Genomic DNA, 23,587 nt, shown 5'->3' on the forward strand with positions numbered 1-23,587 from the left:
CACGACGGCGGTGGCCAACGGTGATCTGTCGCAGAAGGTCACGGTGGACGTGGCCGGCGAGATGCTGGAGCTGAAGAACACCGTCAACACGATGGTGGACCAGCTGTCCGCGTTCGGTTCCGAGGTGACCCGCGTGGCGCGGGAGGTCGGCGTCGAGGGCCGGCTCGGCGGTCAGGCGCAGGTGCCGGGCGCCGCGGGTACGTGGAAGGACCTCACCGACTCGGTGAACACGGCGTTCCGCAACCTCACCGGCCAGGTGCGGGACATCGCGCAGGTGACGACGGCGGTGGCCAACGGTGATCTGTCGCAGAAGGTCACGGTGGACGTGGCCGGCGAGATGCTGGAGCTGAAGAACACCGTCAACACGATGGTGTCGCAGCTGTCCTCGTTCGCCGACCAGGTGACGCGGATGGCCAGGGACGTGGGCACGGAGGGCCGGCTCGGCGGCCAGGCCCGGGTGGACGGTGTGTCGGGGCGCTGGCGGGAGCTCACCGACTCGGTGAACTTCATGGCCGGCAACCTGACCTCGCAGGTGCGGCAGATCGCCCAGGTGACGACGGCGGTGGCGCGGGGTGACCTGTCGCAGAAGATCGACGTGGACGCGCGCGGCGAGATCCTGGAGCTGAAGAACACCATCAACACGATGGTCGACCAGCTGTCCGCGTTCGCGGACCAGGTGACGCGGGTGGCCCGCGAGGTGGGCACCGACGGGCGCCTCGGCGGTCAGGCCGTGGTGCCGGGCGTGGCCGGTGTGTGGCGCGACCTGACGGACTCGGTGAACGGCATGGCCGGGAACCTGACCGCCCAGGTGCGCAACATCGCGCAGGTCGCGACGGCGGTGGCGCGGGGTGACCTGTCGCAGAAGATCGACGTGGACGCGCGCGGCGAGATCCTGGAGCTGAAGAACACCCTCAACACGATGGTGGACCAGCTGTCCAGCTTCGCCGACCAGGTGACCCGGGTGGCCCGCGAGGTGGGCACGGAGGGCATCCTGGGCGGCCAGGCCGAGGTGCAGGGTGTCTCCGGCACCTGGAAGGACCTCACCCAGTCGGTGAACATGATGGCGAACAACCTGACCTTCCAGGTCCGTAACATCGCCGAGGTCACCACCGCGGTCGCCAAGGGCGACCTGTCGAAGAAGATCACCGTCGACGCCAAGGGCGAGATCCTGGAGCTGGTCACGACCGTCAACACCATGGTCGACCAGCTGTCGAACTTCGCCGACGAGGTGACCCGGGTGGCCCGCGAGGTGGGCACCGAGGGCATCCTGGGCGGCCAGGCGCGGGTGCGCGGCGTGACCGGCATCTGGAAGGACCTGAGCGACAACGTCAACCTGATGGCCAACAACCTGACCAGCCAGGTGCGGAACATCTCCCGGGTGTCCGCGGCCGTCGCCAACGGCGACCTGACGAAGAAGGTCACGGTCGAGGCGCGCGGCGAGGTCGCCGAGCTCGCCGACACCGTGAACACCATGGTGACGACCCTGTCCTCGTTCGCCGACGAGGTGACCCGGGTGGCCCGCGAGGTGGGCACCGAGGGCGAACTGGGCGGCCAGGCCCGCGTTCCGGGCGTCTCGGGCACCTGGAAGGACCTGACCGAGTCGGTGAACTCGATGGCGTCCAACCTGACCGGTCAGGTGCGCCAGATCGCCGCCGTCACCACCGCCATCGCCAAGGGCGACCTCACCAAGAAGATCGACATCGACGCCCAGGGCGAGATCCTGGAGCTGAAGAACACCATCAACACGATGGTCGACCAGCTGTCGAACTTCGCGGAGGAGGTCACGCGAGTGGCCCGCGAGGTGGGCACCGACGGGCAGCTGGGCGGTCAGGCCCGGGTGCGTGACGTGGACGGCACCTGGCGGGACCTGACGGAGTCGGTGAACGAGATGGCCGGGAACCTGACCCGGCAGGTGCGCGCCATCGCGGCCGTCGCCACCGCGGTGACCCGCGGCGACCTCAACCTGAAGATCGACGGCGTGGACGCGGCCGGCGAGATCCAGGCGCTCCAGGACAACATCAACACGATGATCGCCAACCTGCGCGACACCACCCTCGCCAACGAGGAGCAGGACTGGCTGAAGGGCAACCTGGCCCGTATCTCCGGTCTGATGCAGGGCCGCCGGGACCTGGAGGACGTCGCCTCGCTCATCATGAGCGAGCTGACGCCGGTGGTGTCGGCGCAGCACGGCGCGTTCTTCGTGGCGATGCCGACCGGCGCGAGCGCCAACGACGCCGAGTCGGTCGGGGAGGGCGAGGGCTCGTACGAGCTGCGGATGCGCGGCAGTTACGGCTACTCCGCCGGCTCCATGCCGACCTCCTTCCGGCCGGGCGAGACCCTGATCGGGACGGCGGCCGAGGAGAAGCGGACCATCCAGGTCAACGTGCCGCCGGGCTATCTGAAGATCTCGTCGGGTCTGGGCGAGGCCGCCCCGGCCCATGTGATCGTGCTGCCGGTGCTGTTCGAGGGCCGGGTGCTCGGCGTGATCGAACTGGCCTCCTTCCAGCCGTTCACCCAGATCCAGCGGGACTTCCTCAACCAGATCGCCGAGCTGATCGCGACGACGGTCAACACCATCAGCGTCAACACCCGTACCGAGGTGCTGCTCCAGCAGTCGCAGGAGCTCACCGAGCAGCTGCGGGAGCGGTCGGCGGAGCTGGAGCACCGGCAGAAGGAGCTGCAGAACTCCAACGCGGAGCTGGAGGACAAGGCCGAACTCCTTGCCCGGCAGAACCGGGACATCGAGGTGAAGAACACCGAGATCGAGGAGGCCCGGCAGGTCCTGGAGGAGCGTGCCGAACAGCTCGCGGTCTCCATGCGCTACAAGTCCGAGTTCCTGGCGAACATGTCGCACGAGCTGCGCACGCCGCTCAACTCGCTGCTGATCCTGGCGAAGCTGCTCGCGGACAACGCGGACGCGAACCTGACGCCGAAGCAGGTCGAGTTCGCCGAGACCATCCACGGCGCGGGCTCCGACCTGCTCCAGCTGATCAACGACATCCTCGACCTGTCGAAGGTCGAGGCGGGCAAGATGGACGTCTCGCCGACGCGGATCGCGCTGGTTCAGCTCGTGGACTACGTGGAGGCCACCTTCCGGCCGCTGACCGCGGAGAAGGGCCTCGACTTCTCGGTGCGGGTCTCGCCGGAGCTGCCCGCCACGCTGCACACGGACGAGCAGCGGCTCCTGCAGGTGCTGCGCAACCTGCTGTCGAACGCGGTGAAGTTCACCGACACCGGGGCCGTGGAGCTGGTGATCCGCCCGGCCGGCGCGGACGTTCCGCAGTCGATCCGGGAGCAGCTCCTCGAGGCGGGGACGCTGCGCGACCCGGAGGCCGACATGATCGCGTTCTCCGTGACGGACACGGGCATCGGCATCGCGGCCGGGAAGATGCGGGTGATCTTCGAGGCGTTCAAGCAGGCCGACGGCACGACCAGCCGGAAGTACGGCGGTACGGGCCTGGGGCTGTCGATCAGCCGGGAGATCGCGCGGCTGCTCGGCGGCGAGATCTACGCGGCGAGCGAGCCGGGCCGCGGCTCGACCTTCACCCTGTACCTGCCGCTGAGCCCGGTCGAGCCGGCGTCGGCCGGGCAGGGGCCTGACCAGCTGGACCCGGAGGGCCGGCTCGGCGTCGAGCCGGGGACCGCCGAGGGCCTGGTGCACTTCGCGCCCGCACCGGCGCACACCGAGGCCAGGTCGGGGGCCGGGGCGCTGTTCCGGCACCGGCGCAAGACGGTGGAGCAGTGGCCGCAGGTGCCGGGGCAGCCCGGCAAGGACGACCAGGCGGCGGAGGAGGAGCGTCCGGAGCCCGAGCCGCGGCCGGTGTTCACGTTCGCGGGTGAGAAGGTGCTCATCGTCGACGACGACATCCGCAACGTGTTCGCGCTCACCAGCGTCCTGGAGCAGCACGGTCTAGCGGTGCTGTACGCGGAGAACGGCCGCGAGGGCATCGAGGTCCTGGAGCAGCACGAGGACGTCTCGGTGGTGCTGATGGACATCATGATGCCCGAGATGGACGGATACGCGACGACCACCGCGATCCGGCGGATGCCGCAGTTCGCGGGGCTGCCGATCATCGCGCTGACGGCCAAGGCGATGAAGGGGGACCGGGAGAAGGCCATCGAGTCCGGAGCTTCGGACTACGTGACCAAGCCGGTCGACCCGGACTACCTGCTGACGGTGATGGAGCAGTGGATGCGGGGGGAGGGGCGCTAGAGCCCCGGGGTCCGGCCCTCGGGCCGGGCCCCTGACCGGCCGTCGCCACACGGGTGTGAGCGCCCGCCGGACGGGGAACCTTCTGGTCTCCCACCGCGTTCGGTGTACGGGCACTCCCTTACGTGCTCCGTGACAATGCGGTGACAGGGTGTGGCGACGGGCGGGGTGCGGCTACGATGACCGGCACAAGGACGGACGGCGCATGGGAGTCGTCTTCTGGGGCGGCGCCCGGTGCTTCCCCCGGCACGCAGAGCCGGATGGAGCCAGTGCCGGGGCGAGGAGGACGGGGCATGGTGCAGAAGGCCAAGATCCTCCTGGTCGATGACCGGCCGGAGAATCTGCTGGCGCTGGAGGCCATTCTCTCCGCGCTCGATCAGACACTGGTGCGGGCATCGTCCGGGGAGGAAGCGCTCAAGGCGCTGCTGACCGACGACTTCGCGGTCATTCTGCTGGACGTCCAGATGCCCGGCATGGACGGCTTCGAGACGGCCGCGCACATCAAGCGGCGCGAGCGGACCCGGGACATCCCGATCATCTTCCTCACCGCCATCAACCACGGCCCGCACCACACCTTCCGCGGGTACGCGGCGGGCGCGGTCGACTACATCTCCAAGCCCTTCGACCCGTGGGTGCTGCGCGCCAAGGTCTCCGTGTTCGTCGAGCTGTACATGAAGAACTGCCAGCTCCGCGAGCAGGCCGCGCTGCTCCGGCTCCAGCTGGAGGGCGGCGGCCCGAACGGCCAGACCAAGGAGTCGGCGGGCCTGCTCGCCGAGCTGTCGGCCCGGCTCGCCGCGGTCGAGGAGCAGGCCGAGGCGCTCTCCAAGCAGCTCGACGACGACTCCGCGGACGCCGCGGCCGTCGCCACGGCCGCGCACCTGGAGCGCAAGCTCACCGGCCTGCGCCGCGCGCTCGACGCGCTCGAGCCGGGTACGGGCAGCGCGCCCACCCTGCCCTCGCAGAGCTGACGCACCGTCATCGGATCGGCGCCCGCCGTGAGCGGGCGTCAGTTTCCCGCGCTGACAGGAACGACACGAACGGGTGAGCGCAGGGAGCGCTGTTTCCCCGGCCGGTTGCGCAGGTAACCTCAGCACCATGGCCTCACGTACGTCCGGCAAGGGTTCCCAGGGCACGGCGGGCACCGCGAAGCCGCGAGCCGCCGGCCGTACGAGCGGTACCGCGAAGAAGGCGGTGGCCGCCAAGTCGCCCGCCAAGCCCCCCGCGAAGAAGGCGCCCGCGAAGAAGGCCGCGCCCGCCAAGCGCGCGCCCGCGCGCAAGACGGCCGCGAAGAAGGCCCCGCCGCGCCCGGCACCGTCGCCGACCGGTGGCGTGTACCGGCTGGTGCGCGGGGTCTGGCTCGGGCTCGCGCACGCCGTGGGCGCGATGTTCCGGGGGATAGGGCGGGGCGCCAAGGGCCTCGACCCGGCGCACCGCAAGGACGGCCTCGCGCTGCTGCTGCTCGGCGTCGCCCTGATCGTCGCCGCCGGCACCTGGTCCCATCTGCGCGGTCCCGTCGGCGACCTGGTGGAGATGCTGGTCACCGGCGCCTTCGGGCGGCTCGACCTGCTGGTCCCGCTGCTGCTCGGCGCGATCGGCGTGCGGCTGATCCTCTACCCGGAGAAGCCGGAGGCCAACGGCCGTATCGTCATCGGTCTGTCCGCCCTGGTCATCGGCGTGCTCGGGCAGGTCCACATCGCGTGCGGCTCACCCGGTCGCGGCGACGGCACCGAGGCCATGCAGGACGCCGGCGGGCTCATCGGCTGGGCCGCGTCCAAGCCGCTGGTCTTCATGATGGGCGAGGTCCTGGCGGTGCCCCTGCTGGTGCTGCTCACGGTCTTCGGTCTGCTCGTGGTCACCGCCACGCCGGTCAACGCCATTCCGCAGCGGCTGCGCGCCCTCGGTGCCCGCCTCGGTCTCGTCGAGCCGGAGTACCCGGCGGAGGAGACCGGCGGGCACGGGGAGTACGGCGACGACTGGCGTGACGACGCGCCCCGGGCCGCCCGGCCCGCGCGCCGGCGCGCGCCCGGTTCCGGCGAGTACGACCCCGACCGCGCGGAGGCCGTGGCACTGGAGCGGCGCGGCCGGCGCCGTACGCCGCCCGTGTCCGCCTTCGACACCACGGGCCTCGACCCGGTCGACGTGGCCGCGGCCGCGGCCGCCGCGCTGGACGGCGCCGTCCTCAACGGGATGCCGCCGTCCCCGCTGGTCGCCGATCTGACGCGAGACGTCACCGCCGAGCGGGCCGCCGCCGTGGCGGCGTACGCCGCGGACGCCGCCACGGCCGCCGAGGGCGACGTCGAGGAAGCGAGGTCCGCCGCTCCCGTGCCGACCGCGCGGGGCGCCGCGAAGGACCGGACGGGCGGGACGGTGCCCGACCTGACGAAGCCGGCGCCCGAGCCGACCGACCTGCCGGCCCGGGCCGAGCAGCTCCAGCTCGCCGGCGACATCACGTACTCCCTGCCCTCCATGGACCTCCTGGAGCGCGGCGGCCCCGGCAAGACCCGCAGCGCCGCCAACGACGCCATCGTGGAGTCGCTCACCAACGTCTTCGCCGAGTTCAAGGTCGACGCGGCCGTCACCGGCTTCACCCGCGGCCCGACGGTCACCCGGTACGAGGTCGAGCTCGGTCCGGCCGTCAAGGTCGAGAAGATCACCACGCTCACCAAGAACATCGCGTACGCCGTGGCCAGCCCCGACGTGCGGATCATCTCGCCGATCCCGGGCAAGTCCGCGGTCGGCATCGAGATCCCGAACACCGACCGCGAGATGGTCAACCTCGGCGACGTGCTGCGCCTCGCGGAGGCGGCGGAGGACGACCATCCGATGCTGGTGGCGCTCGGCAAGGACGTCGAGGGCGGCTACGTGATGGCCAACCTCGCGAAGATGCCGCACATCCTCGTCGCCGGGGCCACCGGCTCCGGCAAGTCGTCCTGCATCAACTGCCTGATCACCTCGGTGATGATAAGAGCGACCCCGGAGGACGTCCGGATGGTGCTCGTCGACCCCAAGCGGGTCGAGCTCACCGCATACGAGGGCATCCCGCACCTGATCACCCCGATCATCACCAACCCCAAGAGGGCCGCCGAAGCCCTGCAGTGGGTGGTGCGCGAGATGGACCTGCGCTACGACGACCTCGCGGCGTTCGGCTTCCGGCACATCGACGACTTCAACCAGGCGATCCGGGACGGCAAGGTGCAGCTGCCGCCGGGCAGCGAGCGCGAGCTCAAGACCTACCCGTACCTGCTGGTGATCGTCGACGAGCTCGCCGACCTGATGATGGTCGCGCCGAGGGACGTCGAGGACGCGATCGTGCGCATCACCCAGTTGGCCCGCGCCGCCGGCATCCACCTGGTGCTCGCCACCCAGCGGCCCTCCGTGGACGTCGTCACCGGTCTGATCAAGGCGAACGTGCCGTCCCGGCTCGCCTTCGCCACCTCCTCGCTCGCCGACAGCCGCGTCATCCTCGACCAGCCCGGCGCCGAGAAGCTGATCGGCAAGGGTGACGGGCTGTTCCTGCCGATGGGCGCGAACAAGCCGGTCCGCATGCAGGGCGCCTTCGTCACCGAGCACGAGGTCGCCAGCGTCGTCCAGCACTGCAAGGACCAGATGGCGCCCGTCTTCCGGGACGACGTCACCGTGGGCACCAAGCAGAAGAAGGAGATCGACGAGGAGATCGGCGACGACCTCGACCTGCTGTGCCAGGCCGCCGAGCTGGTCGTCTCGACCCAGTTCGGCTCCACCTCGATGCTCCAGCGCAAGCTGCGCGTGGGCTTCGCCAAGGCCGGCCGGCTCATGGACCTGATGGAGTCGCGGAACATCGTCGGGCCGAGCGAGGGCTCCAAGGCGCGTGACGTGCTGGTCAAGCCGGACGAGCTGGACGCGGTGCTCGCCGTGATCCGCGGGGACGGTGGGGCCTGACCGGGCCGGAGTGACGGAGCGGCCGTAACGAGACCGGGCCGAGACTCACTCGTAAGGGAAGGTGGGCAACCGTTTCCCTTGGGCGTACGTCAAGTTGGAGGGAGGGACGGAACCTTGTCCCAGCCTCATGGCGTACAAACGACGCCCGCCCGGTTGCCCCACCCTTTCGTACCACCCATAGACTGAACATCCAGCAGGTGGCTACACGCTCGAAAGGCGCTCTCGTGTCCATCGGCAACTCCCCCGAATCCCCCGAGGACGACCGGAACTTCCCGGCAGATGACCGGGATTCGATCGGTCGTGCCCTCCAGCAGGCCCGTGTCGCCGCCGGTCTCACCGTCGAAGAGGTCAGCGCCTCCACCCGGGTGCGCGTCCCGATCGTGCACGCGATCGAGGAGGACGACTTCTCGCGCTGCGGCGGCGACGTCTACGCCCGCGGGCACATCCGCACGCTCGCGCGCGCCGTGGGGCTCGATCCGGCACCGCTGATCGAGCAGTACGACGCCGGGCACGGCGGCCGTCCCGCGCCGACCCCCGCCGCCCCGCTGTTCGAGGCGGAGCGGATCCGTCCCGAACCCCGCCGTCCCAACTGGACCGCCGCCATGGTCGCGGCGATCGTCGCCGTGGTCGGCTTCGTCGGCTTCACGATGTTCAACGGGACCGACAGCACCGGCGGCGCCGGCGCGTCCGCCGAGGGCCCCGCCCCGGCGACCAAGACCACCACCGCCCCCGCCAAGCCCAAGCCGGTCAAGCCGGCCCCGCCCAAGCCCGTGCCCTCCGAGAGCGCCATCGCAGCGGTCCCGCAGGACAAGGTCACGGTCAGGCTCACCGCGACCGACGACAAGAGCTGGATCTCGGCCAAGGGCGCCGACGGCAAGCTGCTCTTCGACGGGCTCCTCCTGAAGGGCGAGTCCAAGACCTTCCAGGACGACGAGCGCGTCGATCTGATCCTCGGCAACGCCGGACCGATCGAGCTCTACGTCAACGGCAAGAAGATCGAGGACTCGTTCGAGTCCGGCCAGGTCGAGCGCCTGTCCTACACCAAGGGCGACCCGCAGGCCGGCTGAGTCCCGCCCCCCATGTGACGCCCGTCGCGCAGGTGAACCCTGCGCGACGGAGGTACGGCCGGGACGAAGTAGTCTTGAGTCCATGCCCGAACGCCGTACCGTCGCCCTTGTCACTCTCGGCTGCGCCCGTAATGAGGTGGACTCGGAGGAGCTCGCAGGCCGCTTGGCAGCGGACGGCTGGGAGCTCGTCGAGAACGCCGAGGACGCAGACGTCGCCGTCGTCAACACCTGCGGATTCGTCGAAGCCGCCAAGAAGGACTCCGTCGACGCCCTCCTCGAGGCCAACGATCTGAAGGATCACGGCCGCACCCAGGCCGTCGTGGCCGTCGGCTGCATGGCCGAGCGCTACGGCAAGGAGCTGGCCGACGCCCTGCCCGAAGCCGACGGCGTGCTCGGCTTCGACGACTACGCCGACATCTCCGGCCGCCTCCAGACCATCCTCAGCGGCGGCAGCGTCGAGGCGCACGCCCCGCGTGACCGGCGCAAGCTGCTGCCGCTGTCGCCCGTGGAGCGCCAGCAGGCCGCCGCGTCGGTGGCACTGCCCGGGCACGGCTCCGTGGCCGTCACGGAGGCCCCTGAGGCGCCCGAGAACGTGCCGGCCGACCTCCCCGACGGCCTCGCGCCCGCCTCCGGGCCGCGCGCGCCCCTGCGCCGCCGTCTGGACACCAGCCCCGTCGCCTCCGTGAAGCTGGCCTCCGGCTGCGACCGGCGCTGCTCCTTCTGCGCCATCCCGTCCTTCCGCGGCTCCTTCGTCTCGCGCCGCCCCTCGGACGTGCTGAACGAGACCCGCTGGCTCGCCGAGCAGGGCGTGAAGGAGGTCATGCTGGTCTCCGAGAACAACACCTCGTACGGCAAGGACCTCGGCGACATCCGTCTCCTGGAGAGCCTGCTGCCCGAGCTCGCCGCCGTCGACGGCATCGAGCGGGTCCGCGTCAGCTACCTGCAGCCCGCCGAGATGCGCCCCGGCCTGATCGACGTGCTCACCTCCACCGAGAAGGTCGTGCCGTACTTCGACCTGTCCTTCCAGCACAGCGCGCCCGACGTGCTGCGGGCGATGCGCCGCTTCGGCGACACCGACCGCTTCCTGGAGCTCCTGGACACCATCCGCTCCAAGGCCCCGACCGCCGGTGCCCGCTCCAACTTCATCGTCGGCTTCCCCGGCGAGACCGAGGCGGACTTCGCCGAGCTGGAACGCTTCGTCACGCACGCCCGCCTCGACGCCATCGGCGTCTTCGGCTACTCCGACGAGGACGGCACCGAGGCGGCCGGCTACGAGCACAAGCTCGGCCAGGACGTCGTCGACGAGCGCCTCGCCCACCTGTCCCGGCTCGCCGAGGAGCTCACCGCCCAGCGCGCGGAGGAGCGGATCGGCGAGACCCTGGAAGTACTGGTCGAGTCCTTCGACGAGGAGGAGGACGGCTGGATCGGCCGGGCCGCCCACCAGGCGCCCGAGACCGACGGCCAGGTGCTCCTCCCCGCGGACTCGGCCGAGGGCCTCGGCCTGGCCCCGGGCCGTATGGTCAGGGCCGAGGTCGTCGCCACCGAGGGCGTCGACCTCGTTGCCGAGTGTCTTGATGAGGAGGCGGGCAGATGACCGGAGTCCCGGCATCCGCGACGGGCGGGACCGGTAGGCCGGCGCCGCGCGGCAAGCTGGGCGCTGCGGCCGTCAACCAGGCCAGCCTGTGGAACATCGCGAACATCCTCACCATGGTCCGGCTGGTGCTCGTGCCCGCCTTCGTGGTGCTGCTGCTCCAGGACGGCGGACACGACCCCGCCTGGCGCGCCTGGGCGTGGGCGGCGTTCGCCGTCGCCATGATCACGGACGTCTTCGACGGGCACCTGGCCAGGACGTACAACCTGGTCACGGACTTCGGGAAGATCGCCGACCCGATCGCCGACAAGGCGATCATGGCGGCCGGACTGATCAGCCTGTCCGCGCTGGGCGACCTGCCGTGGTGGGTGACGGGCGTGATCCTGGCCCGTGAGCTCGGCATCACGCTGATGCGCTTCTGGGTGATCCGGCACGGAGTGATCCCGGCCAGCCGCGGCGGCAAGATGAAGACGCTCGCCCAGGGCACGGCCGTGGGCATGTACGTCCTGATGCTCACCGGTCCACTCGCCACCCTGCGCTGGTGGGTGATGGCGGTGGCCGTCGTGCTGACGGTCGTCACCGGTCTGGACTATGTGCGACAGGCGGTCGTCCTGCGCCGCAAGGGACTCGCGGAGGAGCGGGCGGCGGCGGCCGGGACGGACCGCACGGAGGCGGACGGACGATGAACGAGGCCGCCAGGGTGCTCCGGCTGCTCGCGCTGCGTGGTCACACGCTGGCGGTCGCCGAGTCCCTGACGGGCGGTCTCGTGGCCGCGGAGCTCACTGCCGTGCCCGGCGCCTCCAAGAGCTTCCGCGGCTCCGTCACGGCCTACGCCACGCCTCTGAAGGAGCAGCTCCTCGGCGTGGACGGGGCTCTTCTGGCGGAGCGCGGGGCGGTCGACCCGGAGGTGGCGCTGCAGATGGCGGCCGGTGTGCGGGCCGGGCTCGGCGCCGACTGGGGCATCGCGACGACCGGTGTCGCCGGTCCGGAACCGCAGGACGGGCAGCCGGTCGGGACGGTGTACGTGGCCGTCGCCGGGCCCGCGGGCGGATCCGCCGGAGCGGCCGGGGCGGGGAAGGTGGCCTCGTTGCGGTTGAACGGCGATCGAGCGGAAATCCGTAGAGAGAGCGTACGGAGCGTGCTCGAATTGCTCAGTGAACTGCTCGGCGACGAACACTCGGAAAATGCGCGGGCACAGGATACGGAACAGAACGGGGGAGATTGATGTTTGCAGCCATGAGTGAACACGACATCGCTCCCCGCACGGCCGCGGCGCGAGGCGGTACGGTGGGGCGTGAAGGCTACGCGGTCCGAGGAGGGAGCCACCGATGATTCTGCTCCGTCGCCTGTTGGGTGACGTGCTGCGTCGGCAGCGCCAGCGCCAGGGCCGTACTCTGCGCGAAGTCTCCTCGTCCGCCCGAGTTTCGCTCGGCTATCTCTCCGAGGTGGAGCGGGGGCAGAAGGAGGCTTCCTCCGAGCTGCTCTCCGCGATCTGCGACGCGCTGGACGTACGGATGTCCGAGCTCATGCGTGAAGTGAGCGACGAGCTGTCGCTGGCCGAACTGGCCGAGTCGGCAGCGGCGAGCGAACCGGTGCCGGCGCCGGTGCGACCGATGCTCAATTCGGTGTCGGTGACGTCGGTGGCCGGTGTGCCCACCGAGCGGGTGACCATCAAGGCGCCCGCGGAGGCCGTGGACGTCGTCGCCGCCTGACCGAGCAGCACGAACGAAGTGGGGCGAAGCCCCGGTGTGTGCCCTGACGGGCGCACGCCGGGGCTTTTTCCTTGCCTCGTTCCTCGTCCCGCACACGGGTGGCGACCGGTTTGGTTTGAGATGCCGGATTCGGGTGATGCGTGCCATGGTGGGGGAACGTACGACTGTTTGGAGATTTCGCATGTCCGTCGTGAAGAGCTCCCTGTCCGAGACCGCCCTGAAGACGGTCGGCAACGCGCTGCAGGGAGCACTGGTCGACCTGGTCGACCTCGCCCTGGTGGCCAAGCAGGTCCACTGGAACGTCATCGGCCCTCGCTTCCGCTCCGTCCATCTCCAGCTCGACGAGGTCGTCACCACGGCCCGGCTGCACTCCGACACGGTGGCCGAGCGTGCCTCGGCGATCGGCGTGACCCCGGACGGGCGCGCCGCGACCGTGGCGTCCGCGAGTGCGATCGGCACCGTTCCGGAAGGCTGGATCAAGGACGCGGAGGCCGTGGAGATCCTCGTGGCCGCCCTGGAGGCGGTGGTGACGCGGATGCGCGAGCGGATCGAGGCGACGGGGGATCCGGACCCGGTGAGCCAGGACATCCTGATCGGGCTCACGGCCGACCTTGAGAAGCATTCGTGGATGTTCCAGGCGGAGAGCGCCTGATCGTGGCGTCGCACATGGCCATACGCGTCCCGTGCGCCGGGGTTGCCTCTTGTGCGCCCTCCCGCCGGGTGATCCTGCGGGACTAGCGTCAACCGGAGGAGGCGGCCATGGTACGGCGACGGGTTCCGCTGGTGACGCTCGCGCTGGTCGCGGCCGGACTGGTGGCCGGTGGGCTCTGGTGGTGGGCGGTGGTGCGCCTGCTGCTGGTGCCGGGGGAGACGGGGCCGGTCGAGGGGGCGGTGGCCGCGGGCGGCTGGGGGCTGAGCCTGTTGCCGGTGCACGTGGCCGCCTCTACGGGGAGGTCCGGCGGGCCGGGCAGGCGCGGCGGACCGGGTGGACCCGGTGGTCGGCCGGACGGCCGGCCGTCGGTCACCAAGCCCTCGGTCGTCGGATCCTTGCTCACCAAGGCATCGCGACGCCGCCGTTGGGGCGGAGGATCTGACCCGTCGTGAACGACGAGGCGTCGGAGGCGAGATGGAGGACCGCGTGGGCGATGTCCGCCGGCTCACCCACCCGGCCGAGCGGTGACACGCGCACCATCGCCGCCTCGGCCTGCTCCTGGGCGGCCGGTTCGTGGCGGTCCGTCATGGGCGTGCGGACCCAGCCCGGCGCGACCGCGTTCACGCGGATGCCGTACCGGCCGGCCTCGGCGGCCAGCGTCTTCGTCAGCTGGACGACGGCCGCCTTGGTGACGCTGTAGCAGAGCAGGCCCGGGCTCGCGGTGTCCATCGCGCCCGAGGCCATGGTGACGACGGAGCCGGCTATGCCGTGCTCGATCATCGAGCGGGTCGCCTCCTGGCAGGCGTACAGCACGCCCTTGAAGTTCACCGAGAGGATCCGGTCGAGGTCCTCGTCGCGGGTCTCCAGGACGGTGCTCGTGTGCATGATCCCGGCGACCGCCGCCATCGCGTGCAGCGGACCCGCGGCGCGCACGGCGGCGGCGAGGGCGGCCCGGTCGGTGACGTCGAGCGGGTGGACGTGCGCGGTGCCGCCCTGGCGGGCGATCAGGGCCGCGGTCTCCTTCAGGCCGGACTCGTCGCGGTCCGCGCAGTGGACGGTCGCGCCCGCCTCGGCGAGGAGCGTCGCGGTCGCGCGGCCGATGCCGCTCGCCGCGCCCGTGACGAACGCGGTGCGGCCGGTGAGGTCGTACGCGGTGAGGGCCATGTCCGGACCGTACGACCGGATCTGACGGTCCGTCAATTAGTGGGGCGGCTCCTGTTGCGGTCCCTTCTGGCAGCCCGGGCACCAGTACGTCACCCGGTCGGCCAGCTCCGCCTTGCGGACCGGGACGCCGCAGCGCGGGCAGGGGCGGCCCTCGCGGCCGTAGACGTAGAGGCGCTCGCCCCCGCGCCGGGTCGTCGTCGTCCGCCGGTCCGGGCGGTCCTTGTTCGCCTCCAGGAGCCGGTGCGCGGTGGCCACCAGGCGCTCCGGGACGCCGTCGGCGAGCTCGCCGAACGGCAGCCAGGGAGTGACGCCGGCCAGGAAGGCCAGCTCCGACTTGTACACGTTGCCGATCCCGGCGAGATTGCGCTGGTCGAGCAGGGCCTCGCCGAGCGGGCGCGCGGGATCGGCGGCCAGCCGGCGCACCGCCTCCGCCGGGTCCCAGTCGGGCCCGAGCAGATCCGGGCCGAGATGCCCGACGGCCTTGGACTCCTCCGCCGTACGGATCAGCTCCAGGACCGGCAGGCGGTAGCCGTACGCCGTGAACTCCGCGTTCCCGAGGATCGCCCGGATCTGGTGGGCCGGCCCGCCGCGCGGGCGCTCGCCGGCCGCGTAGACCTGCCACGAACCGTCCATCCGCAGGTGCGAGTGGAGGGTGAGGCCGCCCTCGATCCGGGTCAGGAAGTGCTTGCCGCGCGGGGTGACGTCGAGGACGCGGCGTCCGGTGAGATCGGCCGTCGCGAAGCGGGGCACACGCAGGTCGGAGCGCGTGAGCACCCGCCCGGCGAGCGCCGAGTCCAACCGGTGCGCCGCGTACCAGACGGTGTCTCCTTCGGGCATGGGGCCATGATGCCGCGCCCCGCGCTTTGTGGCGGGCTGGGAGCGACGACGGCGGCAAGGGGGCCGCGCCGCGAGACCCCGGACCACTCCGCCACCCCCACCGGCCGGCGGCCGCCTCGCGCGGGCGGAGCGGGGCTCGCGCCGCCCTGAGCCGGCGTCGCGCGTCAGGCGCGCAGGCGCAGGCCGCGGGGCGTGGCGTGGAAGCCGGCGGCCTCCAGGGGGCGGGAGAGCGGAGAGGTCAGGGCGGTCGCCCCGTTGATCCGCTCCACCGTCACCGTGCCGAGCGAGCCCGCCGTCGCCGCGGCCGCCAGCGCCTCGGCCGCCGCCCGCAGCGCCGGCGAGTCTGGCTCCGCGGGCCAGGAGAGCAGCGTCTTGCCGCCGCGCTCCATGTAGAGCGTGAGCTCGCCGTCGACCAGGACGACCATCGCGCCCGCCTTGCGGCCCGGCTTGTGCCCGGCACCGGTCGGCGGCTCCGGCCAGGACAGGGCCGCCCCGTACGCGTTCGCCGGATCGGCCGCCGCCAGCACCACCGCCTTCGGGCCGGTGCCCTCCTCGGCGCCCCGGTCCCGGGCGTTCGCGGCCGCGCGCAGCCGGTCCACGGCCCCGTCCATGGCGAACTGGGCGGCGCCCAGCCCCTCCACCACGTAACCCCGGCGGGCCTGACCGCTGTCTTCGAAGGCCGACAGGATCCGGTACGTCGCGGAGAAGCCGCCCTCCACGCCCTCGGCGGCCACCGCGCCCCGGGTGACCACCCCGTGCCGGTCGAGCAGCGTGCGGGCCAGGGCGTGCGCGCGGTGGGTCGGCTCGGGCTCGAGCGGCGGCAGCAGCGACCAGCGGCCGCTGACCGTGGGCGGACCCGTGCGGGAGGCCGGGCGGGCGGCGGCGCTCAGCGTCCCGTACCGGCCGCGCGGGACGGTGCGGCGGGCGCGGTGCGCCGTGGAACCGGCCGTGCGGCCCGAGCCGAGGAGCGAGCGCAGCGGGGCCAGGGTGTCGTTGGTGAGCCGCCCCGACCAGGCCAGGTCCCACAGGACGTCCGCGAGCTGCGGATCCGTCGCGTCCGGGTGGGTGGTGGCCCGCACCTGGTCGGCGATCTGGCGGAAGAACAGCCCGTAGCCCCCGGAGAGCGTCGTCAGGACGGACTCGTGCAGGCCGGTGAGCTCCAGCGGGTGCGGCGGCGGCAGGAGCAGCGGCGCCGCGTCGGCCAGATAGAGCGAGACCCAGCCGTCCTTGCCGGGCAGCGCCCCGGCACCCGCCCAGACCACCTCGCCGGTCGTGGTCAGCTCGTCGAGGAGCGCGGGCGAGTAGTCCCGCACCCGCGACGGCAGGATCAGCTTCTCCAGCGCCGAGGCCGGCACGGGCGCGCCCTGGAGCTGCTCGATCGCGCGGGCCAGGCCGTCGATGCCGCGCAGGCTGCTGCTCCCCAGGTGCTGCCACTGGGGCAGGAAGGTGGCGAGCGCGGCCGGCGGCACCGGCTCCAGCTCGTGCCGCAGGGCCGCGAGCGACCGGCGGCGCAGCCGGCGCAGCACGGAGGCGTCGCACCACTCCTGGCCGATGCCCGAGGGATGGAACTCGCCCTGGACGACCCGGCCCGCGGCGGCGAGGCGCTGGAGGGCGCCGTCCGTGACCGCCGGACCGAGCCCGAAGCGGGTCGCGGCCTGCGAGGACGTGAACGGGCCGTGCGTACGGGCGAAACGGGCGAGGAGGTCGCCCAGCGGGTCCTTCACCGGCTCCGTGAACGCCTCCGGCACACCCACCGGCAGCGCCGTCCCCAACGCGTCCCGCAGCCTGCCGGCGTCCTCGATCGCCGCCCAGTGGTCGGCGCCCGCGATCCGCACCCGGATCGCCCGCCGCGCCCGGGACAGATCCTGCGCCCAGCCGGCCTCCGCGCCACGCTCGGCGAGCTCCGCGTCGGTCAGCGGCCCGAGCACGCGAAGCAGGTCGGCGACGCCCTCCACGTCCTTGATCCGCCGGTCCTCGGTCAGCCACTGCAGCTCGCGCTCGAGCTCGGCGAGCACGTCCGCGTCCAGCAGCTCCCGCAGCTCCGCCTGCCCGAGCAGCTCGGCGAGCAGCCGGGAGTCCAGCGAGAGCGCCGCCGCCCGCCGCTCGGCGAGCGGCGAGTCGCCCTCGTACAGGAACTGGGCCACGTAGCCGAAGAGCAGGGAGCGGGCGAACGGCGACGGCTCCGGCGTCGTGACCTCCACCAGGCGCACCCGGCGGGACTCGATGTCCCCCATCAGCTCCCGGAGCCCCGGGACGTCGAAGACGTCCTGGAGGCACTCGCGAACCGCCTCCAGGACGATCGGGAAGGAGCCGAACTCGCTCGCCACCTGCAGCAGCTGCGCCGCCCGCTGCCGCTGCTGCCACAGCGGCGTGCGCTTGCCGGGGTTGCGTTTGGGCAGCAGCAGGGCGCGCGCCGCGCACTCGCGGAACCGGGAGGCGAACAGGGCGGAGCCGCCGACCTGGTCGGTGACGATCTGCTCGACCTCGCCCTTGTCGAAGGCGACATCGGCGGCACCGACGGGCGCCTGCTCGCTGTCGTACGTGGTGTCGGCGAACCGGCCCGGGTCCACCGGCTCGCTGTCCAGCAGGTCGAGGCCCATCAGGTCCGCGTCCGGCAGCCGCAGCACGATGCCGTCGTCGGCGTGCATCACCTGGGCGTCCATCCCGTACCGCTCGGCGAGCCGGGCGCCCAGCGCCAGCGCCCACGGGGCGTGCACCTGCGCGCCGAACGGGGAGTGGACGACCACCCGCCAGTCGCCCAGCTCGTCCCGGAAGCGCTCCACCAGGATCGTCCGGTCGTCCGGCACATGGCCGCAGGCCTCGCGCTGCTCGGCGAGGTACGCGATCACGTTCTCCGCCGCCCAGGCGTCGAGCCCGGCGGCGAGCAGCCGCAGCCGGGCGTCGTCGGGCGCCAGGGCACCCACCTCGCGCAGGAACGCGCCCACCGCGCGGCCCAGTTCGAGCGGGCGGCCCAGCTGGTCGCCCTTCCAGAACGGCAGCCGCCCCGGCACGCCCGGCGCGGGCGACACCAGGACCCGGTCACGGGTGATGTCCTCGATCCGCCAGGACGTGGTGCCCAGCGTGAAGACGTCGCCGACCCGCGACTCGTACACCATCTCCTCGTCGAGCTCACCGACCCGGCCGCCGCCCTTCTTGGGGTCGGCGCCCGCCAGGAACACCCCGAACAGGCCACGGTCGGGGATCGTGCCGCCCGAGGTGACCGCGAGCCGCTGCGCGCCGGGCCGGCCCGTCACCGTGCCCGCCACCCGGTCCCACACCACGCGCGGGCGCAGCTCGGCGAAGGCGTCCGACGGATAGCGTCCGGCCAGCATGTCCAGGACCGCCGTGAACGCCGACTCCGGCAGCGCCGCGAACGGCGCCGCCCGGCGGACCGTCGCGAGCAGGTCGTCGACCTGCCAGGAGTCCAGGGCGACCATCGCCACCAGCTGCTGGGCGAGCACGTCCAGCGGATTCGCCGGGATCCGCAGCGACTCGATGGAACCCGAGCGCATCCGCTCGGTCACCACCGCCGACTGCACCAGGTCACCCCGGTACTTCGGGAAGACCACACCCGTGGACACGGCCCCGACCTGGTGCCCCGCGCGGCCCACGCGCTGGAGTCCGGAAGCCACCGAGGGCGGCGACTCCACCTGGACCACCAGGTCCACCGCGCCCATGTCGATGCCCAGCTCCAGGCTGGACGTGGCCACCACCGCAGGAAGCCGGCCCGCCTTCAGGTCCTCCTCGACCAGGGCCCGCTGCTCCTTCGAGACCGAGCCGTGGTGCGCGCGGGCGAGCAGCGGCGGCGCGCCCTGGGCCGCGCCCGACTGGGCCATGATCTCGGCGGGCGGCGCGCCGTCGGGCAGGGCCTCGCCGGTGGCCCGCTCGTAGGCGATCTCGTTCAGCCGGTTGCACAGCCGCTCCGCGAGGCGGCGGGAGTTGGCGAAGACGATGGTCGAGCGGTGCGCCTGCACCAGGTCGGCGATCCGCTCCTCGACGTGCGGCCAGATCGAGGGCTTGTCGCCGCCCTCGGAGGCCTCCGAGGCGGGCGAACCGCCCAGCTCGCCCATGTCCTCCACGGGCACGACCACGGAGAGGTCGAACTCCTTGCCCGACCGCGGCTGGACGATCTCCACCTTCCGCTGCGGCGAGAGGTAGCGCGCCACCTCCTCCACCGGCCGCACCGTCGCCGACAGGCCGATCCGGCGGGCGGGCCGCGGCAGCAGCTCGTCGAGCCGCTCCAGGGAGAGCGCCAGGTGCGCGCCCCGCTTGGTGCCCGCGACCGCGTGCACCTCGTCGAGGATGACCGTCTCCACGCCCGCGAGCGCGTCGCGCGTGGCCGAGGTCAGCATCAGGAACAGCGACTCGGGCGTCGTGATCAGGATGTCCGGCGGCCGGGTCGCGAGCGCCCGCCGCTCGGCGGCCGGGGTGTCGCCCGAGCGGATGCCCACCTTCACGTCCGGCTCGAGCAGGCCGAGCCGGACCGACTCCTGGCGGATGCCGGTCAGCGGGGAGCGCAGATTGCGCTCGACGTCGACGGCCAGCGCCTTCAGCGGCGACACGTACAGCACGCGGCAGCGCTTCTTGGCGTCGGCGGGCGGCGGGGTCGCCGCCAGCCGGTCGAGGGCGGCGAGGAAGGCGGCGAGCGTCTTGCCGGAGCCGGTCGGCGCCACCACGAGCACGTCCGAGCCCTCGCCGATGGCCCGCCAGGCGCCCTCCTGCGCCGCGGTGGGCGCGGTGAAGGCCCCGGTGAACCAGCTGCGGGTCGCGGGGGAGAAGTCGTCGAGCGCGGACCTGACCATGCCCTCCATCGTGCACCCCGCCACTGACAACCGCCCGGACCTGGGGAAATCCGCTCGTGGTCGCTCGCGCCCCAGGCGCAGAATGGGGACATGACGAGTGCCGACGCGCCGCATCCGCCCCAGGCCGGGACCGCCCCGGCCCCGGCGCGCGACGGCCGGACGGCCGGCGGCCCGCCCCGCCCGTCCGCTGCGCCGCGCGGGCACGCCGTCGCAGACGGCGACCGCAGCGGCGCGCCCGCCGACGCCCCCGGGCGGGCGGGCCGGGCCGTGCGCGGAGAGCGGGCGCGGTACTGGCGGCCGGCCGAGCTGCCGGGCGTCGACCTGCTGCACGCCCACTACGTCCGTAAGTCCTTCTCCCGGCACACCCACGAGAGCTTCGTCCTCGCCGCCATCACCGAGGGCGTCGAGGCCTTCCACTACGGCGGCGACCTCGTCCAGGCGGGGCCCGGCCAGATCGCGCTGGTCAACCCCGACACCCCGCACACCGGGCAGGCCGGGGTGCCCGAGGGCTGGACGTACCGGACGATCTACCCCGACGCCGGCCTGATCCGGGACATCGCGGACGACACCATCGCGCTGCGCGGCGACATCGGATTCACCCAGCCCGTCGTCGACGACGCGTACGCGGCCCGGCTCGTCGTGGACGTGCACCGGGCCGCCGAGGAGGGCAACGCGCTCGCCGCCGACAGCCTGCTGCGGCTGGTCACCGCGCGGATGCTGCGCAGCCACGGCGGCCGGGTCCGGCCGCTGTCGCCGCTGTCGGCCGGCGCGCGGAACGCGGCACGCGCGCGTGCCGTCCTCGAGGAGCGGATGGCCGACCCGCCGACCCTGGAACGGCTCGCCGCCGAGCTCGGCACCAGCCCCTTCGCCCTCCTGCGGGCCTTCCGCGCCGCGTACGGCATGCCGCCGCACACCTGGCTGACCGACGCCCGGGTACGGCGGGCCCGGCGCCTCCTGGGCGCGGGGACGCCTCCGGCGGAGGCCGCGGTCACCGTCGGTTTCACGGACCAGCCGCACCTCAACCGGCACTTCACCCGCAGCGTCGGCGTGCCCCCGGGCGCCTACCAGCGGGCGCGCGGCCTGCGCGCACGGGAAGACGGCTAGGAAGCGGCCGGGAAGCGGCTGGGAACGCGGCAAGGCGGCGGCCGGCAACGCGGCCGCCGTCGGCGCGGCCGCCGCAAGAACGTACAAGACCGGGCCCGCCCTCCGTCCGTACCGTCCCTGACGTGGCAGAACAGACAGCACCTCCGGACGTACGCCGTGACGGAACCGCCTCCAAGAGCGACGCCTCCGTCGTGCGCGACGCCCTCGGCGTCGGCATCGCCGTCGGACTCTCCGGCTTCGCCTTCGGCGTGACCTCGGCGGGCTCCGGCCTCAGCCTGCTCCAGACCTGCGCGCTGAGCCTGCTGGTGTTCACCGGCGCCTCGCAGTTCGCACTGGTGGGCGCCCTCGCCGCGGGCGGGAACCCGTTCACGGCCGCCGCCGGGGCGTTCTTCGTCGGCACCCGCAACGCCTTCTACGGACTGCGTCTTTCCCAGCTGCTCGCGCTGCGCCCGCTCGCCCGGCCGTTCGCGGCGCAGTGGGTGATCGACGAGACCACGGCCGTCGCCCTCGCCCAGCCGGACCGCCGGTCCGCGCGCATCGGCTTCACGGTGACCGGACTGACCCTGTACGTGCTGTGGAACGTCACCACCCTGCTCGGCGCCCTCGGCGCGGAGGCCATCGGCGACACCGCCGCCTGGGGCCTGGACGCCGCGGGACCCGCGGTCTTCCTCGCGCTGCTCGCGCCCATGCTCAGGAGCACCACCGAGCGCGCCACCGCCGCCCTCGCCGTCCTGCTCGGCCTCGGTCTCCTGCCCGTGCTGCCGGCCGGCGTACCGGTGCTCGCCGCGGCCCTCGCCGCGCCCGCCGTGCTCTGGTTCCGCGGCCGTCGCACGGTCGGCCGTCGCACGGGCGGCCGTCGGACGGACGGCCGCCCGGAGGAGGACTCCCGATGAACGTCTGGATCGCCGTCGCGCTGACCGCCGCCGGGTGCTACCTGGTGAAGCTGCTCGGCCTGCTCGTCCCCGCCGACACCCTGGAGCGGCCCGTCGTCCGGCGGCTCGCCGCGCTCGTCCCGGTCGCCCTGCTCGCCGCCCTCACCGCCCAGCAGACCTTCAGCAGCCAGGGCGCCCTCACTGTCGACGCCCGCGCCGCCGGGCTCGCCGCCGCGGCCCTCGCGCTGCTGCTGCGCGCCCCGTTCCTGGTGGTCGTGGGCGCGGCGGTCCTGGTCACGGCCGCAGCCCGGGCCCTCGGCGGCTGACGCCGCCTTGCCCAGGCGCCAGCGCCGCGCGCGGCCCGGATCCCGCTTAGCCTCGGCGCCGGTCCCGCCCGGTCCGGCGGACCGGCGCCCGCTTCCCGTACGTCCTGGCCCTAGCCGATCGGGCGGCCGTGCGCGCGCAGCGTCCGCAGGGCCTCCACGGTGACGATCGGACGTGCCTCCAGCACGGCGCCGGGCGCCCACTGGCGCCAGGTGACGGGCCAGCCGCCGTCCTCCTCCTGCGTCGCCGCGAGGTGGTCCAGGGAGCGGTTCATCTCCTCGTCCGTGAACCAGCGGCGGGCCAGCGAGTCCGGCACGCGCGCGTAGTCGTACGGATAGTGGTGCTCGCCCGGCGCGTAGCCGTCGGGCACCGGGTGGTCCGCCGCCCGGTCCGGGTCCAGCACGACGAGCCGCCGCTCGCGCACGAGCCGCCCGAGCCGGTCGCTCGCCGCCTGCGCACGGGCGCGGTCCGGGACCCCGTCGAGGAAGGCGACGGCGGCCTGCACCTCGTACGGATGGGTCTTCTCCAGCGCGTCCACGGCCGCCCAGCAGAACTCGGTGGCCCGGAACAGCCAGGCGTGCCAGACCTGGTTGCGGTGCAGCAGGCCGACCACCGGGCCGGTGGTGAGCAGCTCGCTCGGCGGCTCGTCGACGACCGGGACGAACGGGGCCGCCGGGTAGCCGCGTTGCGAGGGGTGGACGGCGGGCAGCGCGCCGTCGTGGGTCGACACCTCGGTCAGATAGCGGCAGATCCGCTCGACTCGTAGGCCGCCGCACCGGCCGATGGAGTCGAGCACGCGCAGCGCGTGCGCGGTGTGCAGCGGCTGACTGACCGGTCCGCGCAGATCGGGTTCGAGGGCGTGCCCGTAGCCGCCGTCCTCGTTGAGGTACGCGGTGAGCGCGGCCTCGACGGGATCCGCGCCGCCGCGCAGGAAGTGGTAGGCGAACCGGCGCTGTTCGAGCACGCGGGCAGTCAGCCAGACGAAGTGCTCGGCCCGCGCGAGGGGCGACGCGGGCGGAGCGGGGTTTTCTGGAGGATTTCCGGCCATGGTCCGACCGTAGGCCGGACAGCGCGTCTGACAAGGTCTACGGACCGGGCTGCACCCTTGAGGGCGGGATACTGGGGTCATGCGGTTGACGACTTTCTGGGAACGGATGACCGAGCACTTCGGAACGTCCTACGTCGAGTCCTTCGCCCGGGACCACGTCATGACGGAACTCGGCGGGCGGACGGTGCACCAGGCGCTCGACGCGGGCTGGGAGGCCAAGGACGTGTGGCGGGCGGTCTGCACGGCAGTCGGCGTGCCCGACGAGAAACGATGATGTGACGGGCCC

18 protein-coding genes are annotated in these 23,587 nt (G+C 72.8%); 14 read left to right on the forward strand and 4 right to left on the reverse strand.

Features of this window, described 5'->3' with window-relative positions; genetic code table 11:
- The 10 genes from ACFY8W_RS35475 to ACFY8W_RS35520 all read left to right on the forward strand — a co-directional run.
- On the forward strand, nucleotides 1-4,213 hold a 4,213-nt coding region (locus ACFY8W_RS35475), incomplete at its 5' end, for a HAMP domain-containing protein (RefSeq protein WP_391114659.1).
- A gap of 290 nt (nucleotides 4,214-4,503) precedes the next feature.
- A complete protein-coding gene (locus ACFY8W_RS35480) occupies nucleotides 4,504-5,178 on the forward strand; it encodes a response regulator (RefSeq protein WP_391114661.1) in 675 nt (224 codons plus the stop codon).
- Nucleotides 5,179-5,305: 127 nt separating this feature from the next.
- The gene (locus ACFY8W_RS35485; protein WP_391114664.1) at nucleotides 5,306-8,128 is read left to right on the forward strand and encodes a DNA translocase FtsK; all 2,823 of its coding nucleotides are present in this window, start codon (nucleotides 5,306-5,308) and stop codon (nucleotides 8,126-8,128) included.
- Nucleotides 8,129-8,352: 224 nt separating this feature from the next.
- Nucleotides 8,353-9,195 carry a RodZ domain-containing protein gene (locus ACFY8W_RS35490; RefSeq protein ID WP_391114667.1) on the forward strand — a complete coding sequence of 281 codons (843 nt, stop codon included), beginning with the start codon at nucleotides 8,353-8,355 and terminating at the stop codon, nucleotides 9,193-9,195.
- Between the two features lie 82 nt (nucleotides 9,196-9,277).
- Nucleotides 9,278-10,789 (forward strand): 30S ribosomal protein S12 methylthiotransferase RimO, encoded by a 1,512-nt coding sequence (rimO, locus tag ACFY8W_RS35495; protein ID WP_391114670.1) that lies wholly within the window; start codon nucleotides 9,278-9,280, stop codon nucleotides 10,787-10,789.
- Nucleotides 10,786-11,472, forward strand: coding sequence for a CDP-diacylglycerol--glycerol-3-phosphate 3-phosphatidyltransferase (gene pgsA, locus ACFY8W_RS35500; protein ID WP_391114673.1), 687 nt, complete (start codon nucleotides 10,786-10,788; stop codon nucleotides 11,470-11,472). The genes rimO and pgsA overlap by 4 nt, the downstream gene beginning before the upstream one ends.
- The gene (locus ACFY8W_RS35505) at nucleotides 11,469-12,011 is read left to right on the forward strand and encodes a nicotinamide-nucleotide amidohydrolase family protein (protein ID WP_391114676.1); all 543 of its coding nucleotides are present in this window, start codon (nucleotides 11,469-11,471) and stop codon (nucleotides 12,009-12,011) included. The genes pgsA and ACFY8W_RS35505 overlap by 4 nt, the downstream gene beginning before the upstream one ends.
- 103 nt (nucleotides 12,012-12,114) lie before the next feature.
- Entirely contained in the window at nucleotides 12,115-12,498 is a 384-nt protein-coding gene (locus ACFY8W_RS35510; RefSeq protein WP_019889909.1) for a helix-turn-helix domain-containing protein, read from the forward strand.
- A 181-nt stretch (nucleotides 12,499-12,679) separates the two neighbouring features.
- On the forward strand, nucleotides 12,680-13,150 hold the full coding sequence (locus ACFY8W_RS35515; protein WP_391114679.1) for a ferritin-like domain-containing protein: 471 nt from the start codon (nucleotides 12,680-12,682) through the stop codon (nucleotides 13,148-13,150).
- A gap of 107 nt (nucleotides 13,151-13,257) precedes the next feature.
- Nucleotides 13,258-13,602 (forward strand): hypothetical protein, encoded by a 345-nt coding sequence (locus ACFY8W_RS35520; RefSeq protein WP_391114682.1) that lies wholly within the window; start codon nucleotides 13,258-13,260, stop codon nucleotides 13,600-13,602.
- Here ACFY8W_RS35520 and ACFY8W_RS35525 read toward each other — a convergent pair.
- From ACFY8W_RS35525 to ACFY8W_RS35535, 3 genes are all read right to left on the reverse strand, one after another.
- Nucleotides 13,550-14,314 carry an SDR family oxidoreductase gene (locus tag ACFY8W_RS35525; RefSeq protein ID WP_391114685.1) on the reverse strand — a complete coding sequence of 255 codons (765 nt, stop codon included), beginning with the start codon at nucleotides 14,312-14,314 and terminating at the stop codon, nucleotides 13,550-13,552. The two genes, ACFY8W_RS35520 and ACFY8W_RS35525, sit on opposite strands and share 53 nt — an antisense overlap.
- A 36-nt stretch (nucleotides 14,315-14,350) precedes the next feature.
- A complete protein-coding gene (locus tag ACFY8W_RS35530; protein WP_391114688.1) occupies nucleotides 14,351-15,151 on the reverse strand; it encodes a DNA-formamidopyrimidine glycosylase family protein in 801 nt (266 codons plus the stop codon).
- 164 nt (nucleotides 15,152-15,315) lie between these two features.
- Nucleotides 15,316-19,953: an ATP-dependent helicase gene (locus ACFY8W_RS35535; RefSeq protein ID WP_391114691.1), complete on the reverse strand. Its 4,638-nt coding sequence runs from the start codon at nucleotides 19,951-19,953 to the stop codon at nucleotides 15,316-15,318.
- Nucleotides 19,954-20,043: 90 nt separating this feature from the next.
- Here ACFY8W_RS35535 and ACFY8W_RS35540 point away from each other — a divergent pair, with 90 nt between their 5' ends.
- The 3 genes from ACFY8W_RS35540 (at nucleotide 20,044) to ACFY8W_RS35550 (ending at nucleotide 22,255) form a co-directional block, all read left to right on the forward strand.
- A complete protein-coding gene (locus tag ACFY8W_RS35540) occupies nucleotides 20,044-21,057 on the forward strand; it encodes an AraC family ligand binding domain-containing protein (protein WP_391114694.1) in 1,014 nt (337 codons plus the stop codon).
- Between the two features lie 122 nt (nucleotides 21,058-21,179).
- Nucleotides 21,180-21,950 carry an AzlC family ABC transporter permease gene (locus ACFY8W_RS35545; RefSeq protein ID WP_391114696.1) on the forward strand — a complete coding sequence of 257 codons (771 nt, stop codon included), beginning with the start codon at nucleotides 21,180-21,182 and terminating at the stop codon, nucleotides 21,948-21,950.
- Nucleotides 21,947-22,255: an AzlD domain-containing protein gene (locus ACFY8W_RS35550; RefSeq protein WP_391114699.1), complete on the forward strand. Its 309-nt coding sequence runs from the start codon at nucleotides 21,947-21,949 to the stop codon at nucleotides 22,253-22,255. Before ACFY8W_RS35545 ends, ACFY8W_RS35550 begins: the two co-directional genes overlap by 4 nt.
- Before the next feature lie 110 nt (nucleotides 22,256-22,365).
- On the opposite strand, the gene ACFY8W_RS35555 is transcribed toward ACFY8W_RS35550, so the two are convergent.
- Complete coding sequence (locus ACFY8W_RS35555) at nucleotides 22,366-23,301, reverse strand: hypothetical protein (protein WP_391114702.1); 936 nt, start codon at nucleotides 23,299-23,301, stop codon at nucleotides 22,366-22,368.
- 79 nt (nucleotides 23,302-23,380) lie between these two features.
- Here ACFY8W_RS35555 and ACFY8W_RS35560 point away from each other — a divergent pair, with 79 nt between their 5' ends.
- A complete protein-coding gene (locus tag ACFY8W_RS35560; protein WP_391114705.1) occupies nucleotides 23,381-23,575 on the forward strand; it encodes a DUF3046 domain-containing protein in 195 nt (64 codons plus the stop codon).
- Nucleotides 23,576-23,587 lie beyond the last annotated feature (12 nt).

Origin of the sequence: Streptomyces sp. NPDC012637 (assembly GCF_042954805.1) — a bacterium.
In the GTDB taxonomy this organism is placed as follows: domain Bacteria; phylum Actinomycetota; class Actinomycetes; order Streptomycetales; family Streptomycetaceae; genus Streptomyces.

Bases quoted from the DNA above. Each gene is read 5' to 3' on its own strand.
- ACFY8W_RS35480 (WP_391114661.1), top strand. From the start codon at position 4,504: ATGGTGCAGAAGGCCAAGATCCTCCTGGTCGATGACCGGCCGGAGAAT.
- ACFY8W_RS35485 (WP_391114664.1), top strand. From the start codon at position 5,306: ATGGCCTCACGTACGTCCGGCAAGGGTTCCCAGGGCACGGCGGGCACC.
- rimO (WP_391114670.1), top strand. From the start codon at position 9,278: ATGCCCGAACGCCGTACCGTCGCCCTTGTCACTCTCGGCTGCGCCCGT.
- pgsA (WP_391114673.1), top strand. From the start codon at position 10,786: ATGACCGGAGTCCCGGCATCCGCGACGGGCGGGACCGGTAGGCCGGCG.
- ACFY8W_RS35505 (WP_391114676.1), top strand. From the start codon at position 11,469: ATGAACGAGGCCGCCAGGGTGCTCCGGCTGCTCGCGCTGCGTGGTCAC.
- ACFY8W_RS35510 (WP_019889909.1), top strand. From the start codon at position 12,115: ATGATTCTGCTCCGTCGCCTGTTGGGTGACGTGCTGCGTCGGCAGCGC.
- ACFY8W_RS35515 (WP_391114679.1), top strand. From the start codon at position 12,680: ATGTCCGTCGTGAAGAGCTCCCTGTCCGAGACCGCCCTGAAGACGGTC.
- ACFY8W_RS35520 (WP_391114682.1), top strand. From the start codon at position 13,258: ATGGTACGGCGACGGGTTCCGCTGGTGACGCTCGCGCTGGTCGCGGCC.
- ACFY8W_RS35525 (WP_391114685.1), bottom strand. From the start codon at position 14,314: ATGGCCCTCACCGCGTACGACCTCACCGGCCGCACCGCGTTCGTCACG.
- ACFY8W_RS35530 (WP_391114688.1), bottom strand. From the start codon at position 15,151: ATGCCCGAAGGAGACACCGTCTGGTACGCGGCGCACCGGTTGGACTCG.
- ACFY8W_RS35535 (WP_391114691.1), bottom strand. From the start codon at position 19,953: ATGGTCAGGTCCGCGCTCGACGACTTCTCCCCCGCGACCCGCAGCTGG.
- ACFY8W_RS35540 (WP_391114694.1), top strand. From the start codon at position 20,044: ATGACGAGTGCCGACGCGCCGCATCCGCCCCAGGCCGGGACCGCCCCG.
- ACFY8W_RS35550 (WP_391114699.1), top strand. From the start codon at position 21,947: ATGAACGTCTGGATCGCCGTCGCGCTGACCGCCGCCGGGTGCTACCTG.
- ACFY8W_RS35555 (WP_391114702.1), bottom strand. From the start codon at position 23,301: ATGGCCGGAAATCCTCCAGAAAACCCCGCTCCGCCCGCGTCGCCCCTC.
- ACFY8W_RS35560 (WP_391114705.1), top strand. From the start codon at position 23,381: ATGCGGTTGACGACTTTCTGGGAACGGATGACCGAGCACTTCGGAACG.